Consider the following 13,968-nt stretch of genomic DNA (forward strand, 5'->3'; position numbering starts at 1 on the left):
GTGTAATTAATCGTACAAAAGTTTTTATTTTATCAAAAGAAAAATCGTATATTTGTGCTTCATAAGTATGTTATATAGCAGTCGTGGTTAAACAGCAAAAAGAAGAGGTCGATTTATCGGCCAGTTTATCAGAGGTGTGGAGGGTTCTGACCGATAAGGAACGTGAGATCCTCCGTAGTAATTCGACGATCCAGCATTTCAAACGTAACGAGTTGATTTATTGCGAGGGCGACGAACCAAAGGACATGATGTGCTTGTTAAAGGGTAAAGTGAAGATTTACAAGGATGGAGTAGGTGGCAGAAGCCAGATTATCCGAATGATTAAGCCTGTGCAGTATTTTGGTTACCGGGCTAGTTTCGCTCAAGAAGATTACTTGACGAACGCTTCCGCATTCGAGGCTTCTACGGTTTGCATGATTCCTATGACAGTGGTTACGGGCCTTTTAATGAGTAATCCGAATTTGGCTATGTTTTTCATCCGACAATTATCCATTGATCTCGGTATCTCGGATGAACGTACGGTTAACCTTACGCAAAAACATATTCGTGGGCGATTAGCTGAATCTTTGTTATTCCTGAAAGATAGTTACGGACTGGAAGAAGACGGTGCTACGTTAAGCATCTATTTGGCTCGTGAAGATCTGGCAAATCTATCTAATATGACTACATCGAATGCTATTCGCACGTTGTCCACCTTTGTGGCGGAACGTATCATTGCTTTAGACGGTAGAAAGATTAAGTTGATAGATGAAGATCGGTTGAAGAAAATCAGCAAGATGGGATAATTAGATTATTGATCGTAAAAATAAGAAATAAAGGGGCCTTTTTAGTAAGGGCCCCTTATTTTTTATAGGATCGCTTGGCGTAAACGTACCAAACGTGTCAAAAGATCTTCTAATAAATCCAGTCTGAGCATATTGGCCCCGTCGGATTTGGCTTGGCTTGGCTCCGGGTGGGTCTCTATAAACAGGCCGTCCGTGCCTATGGCTATAGCGGCTTTCGCTATCGTCTCGATAAGGGCGGGCAATCCACCGGTCACGCCGGAGGTTTGGTTCGGCTGTTGCAAGGAATGGGTTACATCCATAATGACTGGGAAACCGAATGTTTGCATTTGCGGGATACCCCGGAAATCGACAACAAGGTCGGTATAGCCGAATGTCGTTCCCCGCTCGGTGATCATGACATTATCATTTCCTGCGTCCACTACCTTTTGTACGGCGAATTGCATGGCACCCGGCGAAAGGAACTGTCCTTTCTTTATATTGACGATCTTCCCGGTCTCGGCCGCCGCTACCAATAAATCCGTTTGGCGGCATAGGAAAGCCGGGATTTGAAGGACATCGACATATTCGGCGGCCATGGCAGCTTCCGTTGTCTCATGGATGTCGGTAACGGTGGGAATATCGAACGTCTCGCTCACCTTCCGTAAGATATTTAACGCCTTCTCATCCCCGATGCCCGTGAAAGAATCCAGACGGGAGCGATTCGCTTTCCGATAGGAGCCTTTGAATACATAGGGTATATGCAGTCTTTCCGTGATACCCACTATTTTCTCGGCGATACGTAACGCCATATCTTCCCCCTCGATTACGCAAGGACCTGCCATCAAGAAGAAGTTCTCGCTTTTATTTAGATCGTTTATTGTTATCATAGCTGATTATTTAGAATTCGCATTGTTGTCGCTATTTTTTCTTCGGTCGGTAGAGTGGCGTCTATCCAATGAATCTCGCAACCCCGGCGCTCCATGCCCCGGAACCAAGTCATTTGCCTCTTGGCGAATTGATGGATCGCTATCTCGAGTTGCGAGACCATCTCCTCAAAAGAAAGCTCCCCGATAATATATAAAGTAAGAAACTTATATTCCAATCCGTAATAGATCAAGTCTTCCGGTTTAACACCCGTAGCCAAGATCGTACGAACCTCATCCACCATTCCTTCGTCCAACCGGGTCCGCAAGCGTCTGGATATTTTTTCCCTACGTAATTCCCGGTCGATGTGGATACCGATGATCAGGCTGTTGATCGGATTATATTCATTTACGTCTGGTGCCTGAGTCTTATAATACTCCTCGATCTCGATCGCACGGATAGCCCGCTGGGCGGTGTCCACGTCCGTTTTATTATGTAATATCTTATAAGAGGCGAGGATGGTTTCCAGTTCCTCCAAGGTTTTATTCCTCAAGGATTCCCTTAGCTCAGGATTTTGAGGCACGTCTAATAGCTTATATCCTTTTAGTACGGCCTCTATGTACATCCCGGTTCCTCCACATAAGATCGGGAGTTTACCCCTCCGCTTCATATCCTCATAGACCCGGAAAAAGTCATGCTGATACTCAAATACGTTATATTTATAGCCGGGCTCGCAGATATCGATCAAGTGATAGGGGATTTGTTTTCCATTCACGTTGTAATCGGCCAAATCCTTACCCGTCCCGATATCCATAGAACGATAGATCTGCCGGGAATCAGCGCTGATGATCTCCGTATCCAACTGGGCGGCGAGAGCGGCGGCGAAGGTCGTCTTTCCAGAAGCCGTAGGCCCTAGAATCGTGATAAGTTCATATGATTTCATGATACAAACGTACGAAAAAAAAGGCCATCCTCAAAGAGGATAGCCTTTTCTATGTAGAGTGGTAATAAATTACTTACCAGCGATAACGCGAGCCATCTCACAAACTTTGTTTGAATAACCCCACTCGTTGTCGTACCAAGATACGATCTTAGCGAAGTTAGAATCCAAAGAGATACCAGCTTTAGCGTCGAAGATAGAAGTGTTAGCACAGCCACGGAAGTCAGTTGAAACAACTGCGTCTTCAGTATAACCAAGAACACCTTTCAATTCGCCTTCAGAAGCTTCCTTCATTGCAGCGCAGATGTCAGCCATAGAAGCCTCTTTCTCAAGAACTACTGTCAAGTCAACAACAGAAACATCAGAAGTCGGTACACGGAAAGCCATACCTGTCAATTTGCCGTTCAATACAGGTAATACTTTACCTACAGCCTTAGCGGCACCCGTTGAAGAAGGGATGATGTTCTCAAGGATACCACGACCACCTCTCCAGTCTTTCTTAGAAGGACCGTCTACAGTCTTCTGAGTAGCTGTAGCAGCGTGAACTGTCGTCATCAAACCTTTAACGATACCGAACTTGTCGTTCAAAACCTTAGCGATAGGAGCCAAGCAGTTTGTAGTACAAGAAGCGTTAGAGATAATGTCTTGACCTGCGTAAGTTGTATGGTTAACACCGTAAACGAACATAGGAGTAGCGTCCTTAGAAGGAGCAGACATGATAACTTTCTTAGCGCCAGCTTGGATGTGCTTGCGAGCTGTCTCATCTGTCAAGAAGAAACCAGTAGACTCAACAACAACGTCAGCGTCAACCTCGTTCCATTTCAAGTTAGCAGGATCCATCTCAGCAGTTAAACGGATCTTGTTACCGTTTACAACCAAAGCGCCGTCTTCTACAGCTACTTCGCCGTCGAAACGACCGTGTACTGAGTCATATTTCAACATGTATGCCAAGTAATCAGCATCCAAAAGGTCGTTAATACCTACAACTTGAATGTCGTTGCCAAAGTTAGCAACTGCAGCACGGAACACCATACGTCCGATACGGCCGAAACCGTTAATACCTAGTTTGATCATTGTAATAAAACTTTTTATGGGTTTATTAATAATAAGTCTTTATTTTTATCTCTAATCCATCGCAAGGAGTAGATATTCATTTTATCCCTTGCTTTAACGACTGCAAATGTAGTCATGTTTTTTGTATCGAGCCTTATAATATAGGCAGAAAAACCTGCCCTCTAACATAAATTAATTGTTGGAGGTTATTTCTTTTTCTTGAATAAGAGATTAGAGAACCATTTTTTCGCTTTCTTGATTCCCCACGTCATGATAAATGGTTGAGCGAGATCCCAAGCGAAGGGAATCAGGCCTTTCGCTATGGATAAATAGTCTGAGATCCCTAAAGCGATGGAGGGTTGTCCGGCCGCTATGGACGCCGTGTTCTTGTCGTTGCTTTTTGCTGTTGGCTTATTGCCGGGAAAAATGAGAGACGATAATCCCGATAGCAACAAGCTTCCGGCGTTCTCCTGTATATAAGAGAAATCCTCATTTAATTTCTGCTCTTGCCGCTTACATTGCCTCTGTATGCGTTCTTTATCAGAAATCAGTCTCTCCAGTGGGGTTTGCTGCTTGCTCATAGTTCGTCTCATTTTTATCATCATTTGCTGACAGCGCGGCTATTACCTCATTGATTATTTTCGTCCTTATCCTATCCTTCGTTAATAGAATGATACCGATAAGTAGCAAATATAATAGGGCCACGATGCCTAGTCCGGCTCCGGAGGAACCTAGCCATTCGCCCAAGAAAAATCCTACGGCCATAAATATGAACAGTATGGCGAAGAATCCTAAGAACAATAATATCAAACCATACGAGAGAACGGATATGACTTTACCCGTTCTCTCATATGCGCTCAATTTCAGGAGCTCAAGTTTTGACTCCATGTAAGCTGTAACGTCTTTTTTCAGCTCACTGAAGATTTTTCCTGAATCCTTTTCCATACAAACTTACTCCGCGGTGATTTCTTCCGTTGCCTGTATCACTTCCCGCTTTCCTTCCTTGTACTTCTCAAGAGCGGAGTTAAAACCTTCTTTTACTTTTCCGACAACACCGTTCAATTCTTCCAGTAATTGTTCTCTCTTATCTGTCGCTGCCAAATAACCTACAGCGGCACCAACAGCCGCGCCTACTACAAGGCCAAGTAATAATTTTGAATCTACGCTTTTCATAACTTTTTCTTTTTAGAAGTTTCTACTAAGATAACGTATTTATTTGGATTAAGGTTTATCCTTGTCTTAACTTTCGTTGTTAAAAAAAGTTATCCTTTTAAGACCTTCACGGCAACCCAGTTATTTCTTTCGTTATAAGAATCCAATTTCAGCCCGTTCTTCTGACATTCTGCTTCTATCGCCGGGATATCTTCTACATAAAAGCCGCTCATAAATAGGATGCTTCCCGGTTTCATACTGTTTGTATATTGACGAATGTCATTCAGGAGGATGTTCCGGTTGATATTGGCGAAGACGATGTCGAATAGCCCGAATTCCTTGATTTTCTCGGCGCCGCCCAAGGCAACTTGTATGTCTTCGGTATGATTCAGGCGGATATTCTCTAGGGCGTTGTTATAAGCCCATTCGTCGATGTCGATGGCCGCTACCCGTTTCGCCCCTTTCAGCCGGGCCAAGATGGCCAGCACGGCTGTGCCGCATCCCATATCCAGTAGCTCCTTGCCTTCTAGGTCTAGTTTCAGCATCTCGCTTATCATCAAATAAGTCGTTTCGTGATTGCCGGTGCCGAAAGCCATTTTCGGGTCTATTATTATATTATATGTATAGCCGGGCTCCGCCTCGTGGAAGGAGGCACGGATAATGCACTCGTTTCCGATCCGGATCGGTTTGAAATAATTTTTCTCCCACTCCTCATTCCAATCCTTGCTTTCTACCCATTTGGAGGTGTAATCGATCCGGGTATTCTCTAGCGGAAAGTCGGCCAGTTTATCATCCAATGTCTTTTTGTCGTATAAAGCCTCGGATATATATCCCTGCAAACCCTTCTCGCTTTCCGTAAAGCTCTCAAAACCGATTTCCCCCAACTCGGCGGCCAGCACGTCATTGATAATCTCTTTCTCGATAGGGGAGGTGTATGTGAAACTAAGTTCGTAGTAGTTCATGTCGTATCTTTTTGTTTATTTTCTATATTGTCCGCAAACATACGAAAAAATCTGTTGCCTATTCAAATATCACGAAGCCTAATACAATTCCGCATATTCTTTCTCCGCGTCGAAGCAGGGGCAAGCCTTGCGAATGTTGGTGCTGAGTTGATAATGTCCTAAGATACGTGCCGACGGGTAATCACGGCGTAGCTGCCGCAAGAGATCGAGCAGGGTACAACGCTGGGCATACGTGCGGGTATCAGCGGGAAGACCTCGCTCATCCAATCCGCCCTCGTAGCAAATACCCAGACTGTGATCGTTCCAGCCCGAGGCGTGTGCCCCGATCTGGTTCTCCGGCCGGCAGCGGTGCAGCTCTCCATCCCGGGTGATATAGTAATGATAGCCGATGTCGGCGAACCCACGATCCTTATGTGCGCCTCGAAGCGCTTCCACTGGAAAATCCCGGTCGTAGCGTGTTGCGCTGCAATGAATTACAAGGAGGCGAACCTCCCTGTAATTCTGGTAAAAGCAATATTGTTTCATTTTTATTCTTTTTTTTGTTTGTGTGTTACTTTTCTCTTGAAAGAAAAGTAACCAAAAGTTCAAGGCTGACGCGGACGGGCTACTCGTCGGCCTTCGCTCGCTGTCGCGTCCCAACTCGCTTCGCTCAGACAGGGACACTCCTGTCGCTCACTTCGGCCGCCCGCTAAGGCCGGAGGGAGAGCCGTCCCGGCTCTTTGGGGAGGGGAACGGCTCTGCTACGCTAGAACGGGTTGCAGGCTTGCAGGCCGAAGGCACCTGCGATGGCGGTAGCAACAGCGATGATCACTTTGAGAATGGTACTCCAAACAGACTTCTTCATGATAATTAATAATTAATAGTGAATAATGATATCCCGGCTGATATAAGAGGAAAGCGACGCTTTCCTTAGGACGGCCTCAGCGGACGGGCGTAAAGCGGAGAGACCGTAGCGAGTGCCCGGAGCATCCCTGTTTGAGCGTAGCGAGTTGGGATTCGACAGCGAGCGCAGGTCTCGAAGTAGCCCGTCAGCGTCAGCCTTGACCTTTTGGTTACTTTTGGGTCAAGCCAAAAGTGACATACCGATTGGGTACAAGCCAAAAGTGACACGCTAGATCTCGTCAGGCGATTCCGAGTCGTCCCCTCCGGAAGCGGGCTTCTTGCTGATATCGACAGAGGTTTCCCCGGCCTTCTCCGCACGAAGCACGGCTTGCTGAGCCTTGCGACTGGCCACCGGCTGGAACTCCAGTCCGGCGAAGATGTTCTTCAGGTCCTCACCCGGTATATACTGGATGTTGACACCGGTGATGTTTGTAGATGTGAATTTCTCAAGACTCTCCGCCCCCTCGTTGAGTATCTGTAGACGGAATTTGCCTAAATCGCCGAAATCCACCTGCTTTCCCTCTTGGAGGGCATCAAGCAGGTTCTCGACGGTGGAGATCAATACCGCTACCACGTCCGCACGGCTGACGGTGGTTTGCATGGATACCCGGCGACTCAGTTGCTTGAGCGACAGCTCTCCATTGACCTGTGCCGTGGCGTACGCTTTCGCCGGCTCGTCTTTCTTCAAAGGGTTGGGCCGAAGGGCCACACTGTAATTTAATGCCATAGTTTTGATAATTAAAAATTGATAATTGATAATTGAAAATGGGATCGATCTGTTTTCGATTACGAATGTACGACTTCCGGTTTCCTCCGGAATGAGTCTCGTAGAGGCGGTGTGAAATCGGGGTATATAAGGTGATAAAAGATGAATATTAGTGGATCGGATCGTTGCCGGATTCGTACTTTTTCAGTATCTTTATTCCTGTAAATGAATTGAAAAACACCTATTTTATGCAGACAAATAACGAATATCAGGAAGGGTGGCCGGTGCGCCCTTATAGCAAACGGGAGTTGGCCATGGCCTATGCTCCCGATATCAGTCCGAGTTCCGCTCTCAACCGCTTGGCGGGATGGGTCCGACATCATCAGAAGCTCAGCCATGAGCTGGATGAGACAGGCTACCAAAACCGGCAGCGGATTTTCACCTCCCTGCAAGTGGAACTGATCTTTCGCTATTTGGGCCGTCCTTGAACGAGGATCTTCCACGTTCGCTTTCGCATGCGTATATCGGCATCGCTTCATGCGTATATTGACGTTAGCCCACACGTATATCGGCGTGGCCCTGTACGGGCGTAGGCGTGAGGCGATGCCGGTGTACGTGTGGGGCGTGCGACTTATGCGAGTAATGCAAATAATGCAAGTAATGCAGTACCTGTTTTCCCACACACGTGCGTACATACTTAAAAGAAGAGGAGGAAGAGGGATTATGTTTTCTTATAATCCCCTCGTTTTTCTCCCTTTCGGACGATTCCCTGTTTCTGCCAACGTTGCAAGCAACTGCATGCGGTGTTTTTGGGTATCTTCAGCTTCTCGGCTTCTTCCAAGAGGGATTGATAGGTGAAACCCGTATCCAAGGCGATGAAGAGACGTTCTTGGTCGGCCATGCCCCGGTTCTTCACCTCGTTGGCGGGAAGGAACGAGAGTATGTGTACGGCGTGTAGGTACATAGGCTCGGCCAAGGAAAGGACCGCTTGGAAATCATCCTCTTGGATGGAGAGATCCCAGCGGGTGATGATCCCGTCCTTGATGTTGTCGGAGCAGGTCTGCGGGTCTGGCGTGAGCCGGGGCGACTTGCGCAGGCTGGCGGCGAAGTCTCCCGCCTCCTCGCATTCCCCTGTTATCCGCAATAGGGCGACGATCGACAGGATACGTCCGATATTGATGGCCATCCGTACGACGGAGCTGTTCATCTCGTTGCCGGTACCCTTTCGGGAGCGCTCGAACAAGGTTTGGAACACCTCGTTGAAGGAGACGATTTGCGCGTCGGTCAAGCGAAGCGAGATCACCCCCAGTTTCTGGATCTCTCTCAAGTGAGCGATCCAGTCCTTGCCCAATTTCTGGAACTCCAGCGACGTGTCGGTCCGCTGTAGGCTGAACTGGTTGATCCAGTGAAGTACACGGGGCATATAATAGAACATTTGCCGGGAGAACAATCCGTTCTCGCTGGAAGGGATCAGCGGCTTCACCTGCCCGGGCGTCCCGCTTATCAATACCGACAGGTGGGAGTGCCGCAGCTCCCGATACTCCCGGTCTGTCCGCCGGTTGTAACTGAGCGGGTCGTGATCGAACGAGCTGCGGATCACCTCGCTCCAATGGCCATAATCCGAGGCGATGGAGTTGCTGACCATGTCCGCCTCGGTCTCGCAGATGATCCCCACGCCGCCTGAGTCGATGATATTCTGCAAGATACCGGTACCGGTGTTGTTGCCGGAGAATATAAACATACGGTTGAGAGGCATTTCCGGCTCCTCGGCTTTCGCCTTTTCCCGTCCCAAGGAATTGAAGGAGGTCATCTCTTTCTTATACCTTCTCATCTCCTCCGCCACGGTCGCCCGGATCTCGTCGTGGATCGGTTGCACGAGCATTCGCGTCCATGCGAGCACGCCTTTTCCGGAGGCGGGAGGAGCGACGACGAAGGTTTGCAAACTGGAGAAGAACCATTTGCCGCCATATAGGAACCGCAGCGTCTGGGCGAGCGAGGCGCCCAAGGTGGTGAGCCCGCCCAGAAGGAGTACGTCCCGTTGCTCCCGGCTCTGTCCGAACGCCATGATCTGCCGCAACATCCGGGGCCACTCATGCCCCTCGGGGAAGAAGGGCAGGTGGGTGAACGGATCGACCTGCTCCTCGATCTCTACATTATTATCGCACGCACGTGTGTGGGAAACAGGTGCTGCATTACTTGCATTACTTGCATTATTTGCGTGCGTATCGCGGGGGCGGCTTGGAGGTTCCAAACGTACGCCCGCCAGTTCGGCCAAGTGGAAGGCCGTACCGAGGTGTATCCTGTGGTCTCCCTTATTCAAGGCGTTGGAGAAAAGCCGTTCGGCCTTCTCCCGGTTAAACTTCACCGATAGGGAACACAGGGTGATGAAACCTTCTCGTCCTGCCTCGCCGCAATCGTTGGCGATGGCAAACGCCAAGCGCACGTATTCACAATATCCGGGGGCGATATCTACACCCGCCGAACGAACCGCTTCTACTAAGCGGGATAAACTGTCTGACATGTAATTTCTGATTTATGAGTTAGATTTCAAATCCTAAAAAGTGCGTTGGGATCATGACATAGGAAACAGGAGCGGACGATGTCTTTGCCGCTCGGGTCTACTTTCCGGGAGCCTCGCGTCTCTCCGTCACCATACACATATTCCACGTAGTTCATTACGCCTAGGATATGCTCGGAGATATAGGCGGGTGTCTCGTTTCCGGGATGTTCCGGATAGGGGACGAAAGCCTTTACGCCTCGTTCGCTCGGGCTGATGAAGCAGAGAGCGGGGCATAGGTAGGCATCGTCGAACAGCTGTCTTCGGAGGGCCTCCGCCTCCGCGGTAGAGTCCAATCCGTCTACATCCACTACCACCAATCCGCTCGGGGCCAGGAGCCGATCGCTTTTCCGGTAGGAGAAAGTCCCGCAAGGCGTGACATACGGTAGCGTTTGCCGTTTCAGCTCGCTGAATCGTTCCTTGTCACCCGTCTCAAGCGGGAGGCGGAGCTGCCGGGTGAGGCGTTCGAGGGCCGGATCGCCGGTGATGAGTCGGACCACCTCCTGTAAGGTGACTTCTCGACTGGGATATACGGTAGCCGGTCGTGATACTCGTCCCGTTAGGCTATCTTTGACCGGTGAGATCGGGGCTGCGAAAAGGGACATTTTAAATTCATTTTTCATGTATTCTTTTTCTTAGATTAACGGCGGTGAAGGTCGGATTAATAAAATAAAGCGCGGGACGAACAGTTCGTCCCAATGTTAATGGTGTTGACATGATTAAATAAAAGATAACAGAATAAACAAGGATTTAAGGAGGATTTATATGAAAAAAGAAGACGTGGTGGCGGGTATGTTGGCTTATATAGCCCACCTTCGTGAGGTGGGGCGTTATTCCACTGCGAAGAGTTATCTGGACGCTTTACGCTCGTTCAAGTGTTTTTGCGGGATGGAGGAAATCCCTTATGCCTATATAGACAAAGAGAGGCTCTTGCTTTATCAGGCATGGCTGTCGAAGCGGGGCTGTATGCGCAATACGGTGTCCACCTATATGCGGCGAATCCGGCATATCTATAACTTGGCGGTGGAGGCTGGCGAGGTTTCGTATATCCCGAATCTGTTCAAGGGGGTGTTTACTGGCGTGGAGAGCAAGCGGAAGAAGGCGTTGCCTTTGGATTGCTTGCGCTCGTTGATGGGGACTCCGAGAGTTGAGCCGGAGATGCGGAGAACCCAGCTGTGTTTTTGCCTGATGTTCTCGTTCAGCGGGATGGCGTTCGTGGATTTCGCCCATTTGCGGAAAGAGAATGTCAAGGACGGGGTCTTGTCGTACCATCGTCAGAAGAGCGGGTCTTTCATCCGGGTGGAGATCCCGGCCGATGTACGGCTCTTGTTGGATGAGTTGGCGGTTTGCACGGACAAGGACTCGCCTTACCTGTTCCCGTTTCTGAGCGGGAAGAAAACGGGTGAGGCGGCCTATGCGGAATACAACGGCGCCTTGCTGCGCTTTAACCGCGACTTGAGGTCGCTGGCGGAGACTTGTGGTGTGGGTGAGCCGGTCACCTCGTACACGATCCGTCACTCTTTCGCCACGACCTTGAAGGAACAGGACGTACCGATCGAGATGATCAGTGAGCTGTTGGGGCATACGTCTATCAAGACCACGCAAATTTACTTGAAGAGCTTTTCCTTGGAACGTCTGTCGGCGGTGAACCGGGCTTGCTTTGAGAGCGTGTATAAACCGGTATCCGAGGTGGGGTAAGAGGTTGGCTACTCGGGAAGTAGCGTATTCTTTCATGCCGCGAATGTAGTAAAAAATAACAAATAGCAAACAATCATTAGGCTTTTGTTTGCGCTTCGACCTTGATTCTCCTTAAATCTTCGTTCTTATTGCTCATGTATAGACATGACAATAGAGACGAAATGACCTCGTATTTCCTACATCATTACGTCCCTTCTAAAAATCGAACATACCTTCTTGTAGAGACGGGGCGTGCCCCGTCTCATCCCCTCAAAATGGTATTTTAAATTACTGTCAGACGGTGGGAGACGGGGCACGCCCCGTCTCTACAACTGGGTGATAACCGTTCTCGCACCTTTTACGCTACTTCCCGAGTAGCTAAATATTCACTAGGTATGGTAATTTTCAGAAATGCCATATTTGAAAACTTAAAGTGCTGTGTGTTAGGCGTAAATAGGGTACGCTTGGCAGGGCTTTGAATTGTCGTTTAATCAGAGGGGAACTCCTCGTATATCTTAGGGAAAAGAGAATCATGCCGACGCGTATTTTGAGAAACGATCGTCCGAAGGGGGGCCTGACACAGGCCGGCAAGCGTCATGACTTGAAAGCCGTGCGCTGGTACGTGCTCACGCTTCCTACCGCCGCGGGTGGACGGCGTGACCGGATCAGCCCCTCCAAAGGCTTGGACGTGGAGCTTTCCCGGCGGGAACGTCGGGGAGAGACTGTTTTCGAGTATTTCGCCCCCTCGTACGTGGAGGTGCGAAAGGTGGGTGGCAAGCTGGTCAACACGAGGCGACCTTTGCTGTTCAACTACGTGTTTATCCGTTCTTCGGTAGAGGAAATCTTCCGCATGAAGCAGGCACTCCCCTTGTATAATTTCCTTCCCCGTGTCTCTTCCGGGAGTACGACCTATTTCCCGCACCTCTTGGATCAGGAGATGGCGAATTTGCGCTGGGTGGCGGAGGCTTACTCCAACGAGCTTCCGGTGTACGTGCCGGAGAGCACCCGCTTGTTGAAGGGGGATCGGGTACGCATCACGTCCGGTTATTTTACCGGGATGGAGGCCGAGGTGGTGATCCAGCCGGGCGGCGGTCATAAGGAGGTGATGGCACGCATACTGGATTGCATGTGGGTACCCTTGTTCGAGGTGAAGGCGGGTGAGTACGAGTTGATCGAGTTGAACGCGAAGAGCAAGCACGTTTATACCCATCTGGACAACGACCGCCTGTCGGAGGGCCTGCACGAGGCCTTGGGACGTTACCATGCTTCCGGCAGTGTCTGCGAGGAGGATCGACGATTGGCCGGCGAGGTACTGCGGGGATATGCCTCTTTGCGTGCGGAGACAGACGTGATGCGTTGCAAGCTGTGCGCGTTGCTCCTCCCGACCTATAAGCTGTCGGGCGATGAGGAGGCTTTCGTTCGCTTGCACGACACGATGCGCGGCTTATTGCCTGTCGTGAAAGCACCGCAATCCCGTGCCCTGTTGCTGGTCACCTTGTACGGCTGTACGGATAACGCTCTCTACCGTCGCATGGCACACGAGCTAGTGGATCCTTGGCAAGTCGATCCCTCGCCTAAGAAAAGTAAATTATCCTTGATCCGCCGGCTGGGCGACTATGATAGATGGCTGGGCCACGAATCGGTTGACAGTTGAGAAGTGGCAGTTGACAGTTTAAATCATAATCCAAAATTCATAATTCAAATTTGATGTCTACCCTTCCTTCCGGCGTTCGTTTGGTGGCGTTGCTGAACGACCATTTGTGCGAGATCATGGAACGTGAGCGTGCGAACCATACCTCCATGCACTTGTATTGTACGGGGCCTTACTGGGTCGCCTTCGAGCGTTCGGCCTATCAGTTGCGTCGTGCGTTCCCGGACAGCGAGACCACGCCGATGCGCCTGTTCGGGTATCCGTTTCCGGTCGTGATGGTGTCCGTAACGGATCGCTCGCTGCGTTCGTACGCCCGCAAGCATATCTTGCGGATCGACGAGCCGGATTATAAGCGATTGACCGTCCCCGTTTTCCCTGCGGAAGATTACCGGTCGTGGCACGAGCGGGAGGTATCGGGACTGCCGTATCCCCACACGTACGGATTTCAGAGAAATTAATACGATTATCACATATGTACCGACAACAATCCTTTCCCCGTCTGGGTGATTACATCGACACGCTGCTGAAAGTCACCAAGCTGACCAAATCCATCGTCTGCGTAACCGGAGGTATGGGCGGCAGTACCTATAACGCTTTAAAAAAGGTGTAGACATGCATTTTAGCATCTATGTCCGCCTGTTGGATCTCCTTTGGGAACATCTGGATGACGAGGATCGGTTCCGCCGGCTGGCCCATGAAGCCGTGGAGCGGTATATCGCTTACATGCGGGGGAAGATGGATGAAGGAAAGAATTAATCTT

General features: G+C 49.6%; 20 protein-coding genes. 7 read left to right on the forward strand and 13 right to left on the reverse strand.

Features of this window, described 5'->3' with window-relative positions; all coding sequences use genetic code 11:
• Positions 1 to 134: 134 nt before the first annotated feature.
• Positions 135 to 785 (forward strand): Crp/Fnr family transcriptional regulator, encoded by a 651-nt coding sequence (locus tag D7V92_RS09080; RefSeq protein ID WP_369799702.1) that lies wholly within the window; start codon positions 135 to 137, stop codon positions 783 to 785.
• 62 nt (positions 786 to 847) lie between these two features.
• Here the strand turns inward: D7V92_RS09080 and kdsA are convergent, their stop codons facing one another.
• The 11 genes from kdsA to D7V92_RS09130 all read right to left on the reverse strand — a co-directional run bounded on the left by kdsA (position 848) and on the right by D7V92_RS09130 (position 7,344).
• Complete coding sequence (kdsA, locus tag D7V92_RS09085) at positions 848 to 1,651, reverse strand: 3-deoxy-8-phosphooctulonate synthase (protein ID WP_121772737.1); 804 nt, start codon at positions 1,649 to 1,651, stop codon at positions 848 to 850.
• Positions 1,648 to 2,571, reverse strand: a complete 924-nt coding sequence (miaA, locus tag D7V92_RS09090) for a tRNA (adenosine(37)-N6)-dimethylallyltransferase MiaA (RefSeq protein ID WP_005861832.1) — start codon at positions 2,569 to 2,571, stop codon at positions 1,648 to 1,650. Before miaA ends, kdsA begins: the two co-directional genes overlap by 4 nt.
• A 69-nt stretch (positions 2,572 to 2,640) precedes the next feature.
• Positions 2,641 to 3,642 (reverse strand): type I glyceraldehyde-3-phosphate dehydrogenase, encoded by a 1,002-nt coding sequence (gene gap, locus D7V92_RS09095; protein WP_005861834.1) that lies wholly within the window; start codon positions 3,640 to 3,642, stop codon positions 2,641 to 2,643.
• A 185-nt stretch (positions 3,643 to 3,827) separates the two neighbouring features.
• Positions 3,828 to 4,202, reverse strand: a complete 375-nt coding sequence (locus D7V92_RS09100) for a hypothetical protein (protein ID WP_121772738.1) — start codon at positions 4,200 to 4,202, stop codon at positions 3,828 to 3,830.
• On the reverse strand, positions 4,162 to 4,566 hold the full coding sequence (locus D7V92_RS09105) for a phage holin family protein (protein WP_121736164.1): 405 nt from the start codon (positions 4,564 to 4,566) through the stop codon (positions 4,162 to 4,164). The genes D7V92_RS09100 and D7V92_RS09105 overlap by 41 nt, the downstream gene beginning before the upstream one ends.
• 6 nt (positions 4,567 to 4,572) lie before the next feature.
• Entirely contained in the window at positions 4,573 to 4,794 is a 222-nt protein-coding gene (locus D7V92_RS09110; protein ID WP_121772739.1) for a YtxH domain-containing protein, read from the reverse strand.
• 89 nt (positions 4,795 to 4,883) lie between these two features.
• Positions 4,884 to 5,735 carry a 50S ribosomal protein L11 methyltransferase gene (gene prmA / locus D7V92_RS09115; RefSeq protein WP_121772740.1) on the reverse strand — a complete coding sequence of 284 codons (852 nt, stop codon included), beginning with the start codon at positions 5,733 to 5,735 and terminating at the stop codon, positions 4,884 to 4,886.
• A gap of 78 nt (positions 5,736 to 5,813) precedes the next feature.
• Positions 5,814 to 6,260, reverse strand: coding sequence for an N-acetylmuramoyl-L-alanine amidase (locus D7V92_RS09120; protein WP_022192914.1), 447 nt, complete (start codon positions 6,258 to 6,260; stop codon positions 5,814 to 5,816).
• A gap of 220 nt (positions 6,261 to 6,480) precedes the next feature.
• Positions 6,481 to 6,579 (reverse strand): smalltalk protein, encoded by a 99-nt coding sequence (locus D7V92_RS22060; RefSeq protein WP_158598884.1) that lies wholly within the window; start codon positions 6,577 to 6,579, stop codon positions 6,481 to 6,483.
• A gap of 65 nt (positions 6,580 to 6,644) precedes the next feature.
• Positions 6,645 to 6,836: a hypothetical protein gene (locus D7V92_RS22730; RefSeq protein ID WP_121772782.1), complete on the reverse strand. Its 192-nt coding sequence runs from the start codon at positions 6,834 to 6,836 to the stop codon at positions 6,645 to 6,647.
• Between the two features lie 10 nt (positions 6,837 to 6,846).
• Positions 6,847 to 7,344 (reverse strand): HU family DNA-binding protein, encoded by a 498-nt coding sequence (locus D7V92_RS09130; protein ID WP_005865971.1) that lies wholly within the window; start codon positions 7,342 to 7,344, stop codon positions 6,847 to 6,849.
• A 227-nt stretch (positions 7,345 to 7,571) separates the two neighbouring features.
• Here D7V92_RS09130 and D7V92_RS09135 point away from each other — a divergent pair, with 227 nt between their 5' ends.
• Positions 7,572 to 7,811, forward strand: coding sequence for a DUF4248 domain-containing protein (locus D7V92_RS09135; RefSeq protein ID WP_008774053.1), 240 nt, complete (start codon positions 7,572 to 7,574; stop codon positions 7,809 to 7,811).
• Positions 7,812 to 8,044: 233 nt separating this feature from the next.
• Here the strand turns inward: D7V92_RS09135 and D7V92_RS09140 are convergent, their stop codons facing one another.
• Together D7V92_RS09140 and D7V92_RS09145 are read right to left on the reverse strand one after the other, a co-directional pair.
• A complete protein-coding gene (locus D7V92_RS09140) occupies positions 8,045 to 9,844 on the reverse strand; it encodes a DUF3987 domain-containing protein (RefSeq protein ID WP_121772741.1) in 1,800 nt (599 codons plus the stop codon).
• A 26-nt stretch (positions 9,845 to 9,870) separates the two neighbouring features.
• Positions 9,871 to 10,503 (reverse strand): BT4734/BF3469 family protein, encoded by a 633-nt coding sequence (locus D7V92_RS09145; RefSeq protein ID WP_121772742.1) that lies wholly within the window; start codon positions 10,501 to 10,503, stop codon positions 9,871 to 9,873.
• Positions 10,504 to 10,645: 142 nt separating this feature from the next.
• On the opposite strand from D7V92_RS09145, the gene D7V92_RS09150 reads away from it, so the two are divergent.
• The 5 genes from D7V92_RS09150 to D7V92_RS22230 all read left to right on the forward strand — a co-directional run bounded on the left by D7V92_RS09150 (position 10,646) and on the right by D7V92_RS22230 (position 13,964).
• The gene (locus tag D7V92_RS09150) at positions 10,646 to 11,578 is read left to right on the forward strand and encodes a site-specific integrase (protein WP_008780828.1); all 933 of its coding nucleotides are present in this window, start codon (positions 10,646 to 10,648) and stop codon (positions 11,576 to 11,578) included.
• A gap of 511 nt (positions 11,579 to 12,089) precedes the next feature.
• Positions 12,090 to 13,211: a transcriptional regulator gene (locus tag D7V92_RS09160; RefSeq protein ID WP_121772743.1), complete on the forward strand. Its 1,122-nt coding sequence runs from the start codon at positions 12,090 to 12,092 to the stop codon at positions 13,209 to 13,211.
• Between the two features lie 53 nt (positions 13,212 to 13,264).
• Complete coding sequence (locus tag D7V92_RS09165) at positions 13,265 to 13,666, forward strand: hypothetical protein (protein WP_044545354.1); 402 nt, start codon at positions 13,265 to 13,267, stop codon at positions 13,664 to 13,666.
• Positions 13,667 to 13,680: 14 nt separating this feature from the next.
• Positions 13,681 to 13,818 (forward strand): hypothetical protein, encoded by a 138-nt coding sequence (locus D7V92_RS22225; RefSeq protein ID WP_172618146.1) that lies wholly within the window; start codon positions 13,681 to 13,683, stop codon positions 13,816 to 13,818.
• Between the two features lie 2 nt (positions 13,819 to 13,820).
• The gene (locus D7V92_RS22230; RefSeq protein ID WP_005865985.1) at positions 13,821 to 13,964 is read left to right on the forward strand and encodes a hypothetical protein; all 144 of its coding nucleotides are present in this window, start codon (positions 13,821 to 13,823) and stop codon (positions 13,962 to 13,964) included.
• Positions 13,965 to 13,968: the final 4 nt, after the last annotated feature.

The organism is Parabacteroides sp. CH2-D42-20, from assembly GCF_003670185.1.
Lineage (GTDB): Bacteria > Bacteroidota > Bacteroidia > Bacteroidales > Tannerellaceae > Parabacteroides > Parabacteroides distasonis.

Bases quoted from the DNA above. Each gene is read 5' to 3' on its own strand.
- D7V92_RS22230 (WP_005865985.1), top strand. From the start codon at position 13,821: ATGCATTTTAGCATCTATGTCCGCCTGTTGGATCTCCTTTGGGAACAT.
- D7V92_RS09100 (WP_121772738.1), bottom strand. From the start codon at position 4,202: ATGAGCAAGCAGCAAACCCCACTGGAGAGACTGATTTCTGATAAAGAA.
- kdsA (WP_121772737.1), bottom strand. From the start codon at position 1,651: ATGATAACAATAAACGATCTAAATAAAAGCGAGAACTTCTTCTTGATG.
- D7V92_RS22060 (WP_158598884.1), bottom strand. From the start codon at position 6,579: ATGAAGAAGTCTGTTTGGAGTACCATTCTCAAAGTGATCATCGCTGTT.
- D7V92_RS09165 (WP_044545354.1), top strand. From the start codon at position 13,265: ATGTCTACCCTTCCTTCCGGCGTTCGTTTGGTGGCGTTGCTGAACGAC.
- D7V92_RS09160 (WP_121772743.1), top strand. From the start codon at position 12,090: ATGCCGACGCGTATTTTGAGAAACGATCGTCCGAAGGGGGGCCTGACA.
- D7V92_RS09120 (WP_022192914.1), bottom strand. From the start codon at position 6,260: ATGAAACAATATTGCTTTTACCAGAATTACAGGGAGGTTCGCCTCCTT.
- D7V92_RS09130 (WP_005865971.1), bottom strand. From the start codon at position 7,344: ATGGCATTAAATTACAGTGTGGCCCTTCGGCCCAACCCTTTGAAGAAA.
- prmA (WP_121772740.1), bottom strand. From the start codon at position 5,735: ATGAACTACTACGAACTTAGTTTCACATACACCTCCCCTATCGAGAAA.
- D7V92_RS09145 (WP_121772742.1), bottom strand. From the start codon at position 10,503: ATGAAAAATGAATTTAAAATGTCCCTTTTCGCAGCCCCGATCTCACCG.
- D7V92_RS09110 (WP_121772739.1), bottom strand. From the start codon at position 4,794: ATGAAAAGCGTAGATTCAAAATTATTACTTGGCCTTGTAGTAGGCGCG.
- miaA (WP_005861832.1), bottom strand. From the start codon at position 2,571: ATGAAATCATATGAACTTATCACGATTCTAGGGCCTACGGCTTCTGGA.
- D7V92_RS09135 (WP_008774053.1), top strand. From the start codon at position 7,572: ATGCAGACAAATAACGAATATCAGGAAGGGTGGCCGGTGCGCCCTTAT.
- D7V92_RS09105 (WP_121736164.1), bottom strand. From the start codon at position 4,566: ATGGAAAAGGATTCAGGAAAAATCTTCAGTGAGCTGAAAAAAGACGTT.
- D7V92_RS09140 (WP_121772741.1), bottom strand. From the start codon at position 9,844: ATGTCAGACAGTTTATCCCGCTTAGTAGAAGCGGTTCGTTCGGCGGGT.
- D7V92_RS22225 (WP_172618146.1), top strand. From the start codon at position 13,681: ATGTACCGACAACAATCCTTTCCCCGTCTGGGTGATTACATCGACACG.
- gap (WP_005861834.1), bottom strand. From the start codon at position 3,642: ATGATCAAACTAGGTATTAACGGTTTCGGCCGTATCGGACGTATGGTG.
- D7V92_RS09150 (WP_008780828.1), top strand. From the start codon at position 10,646: ATGAAAAAAGAAGACGTGGTGGCGGGTATGTTGGCTTATATAGCCCAC.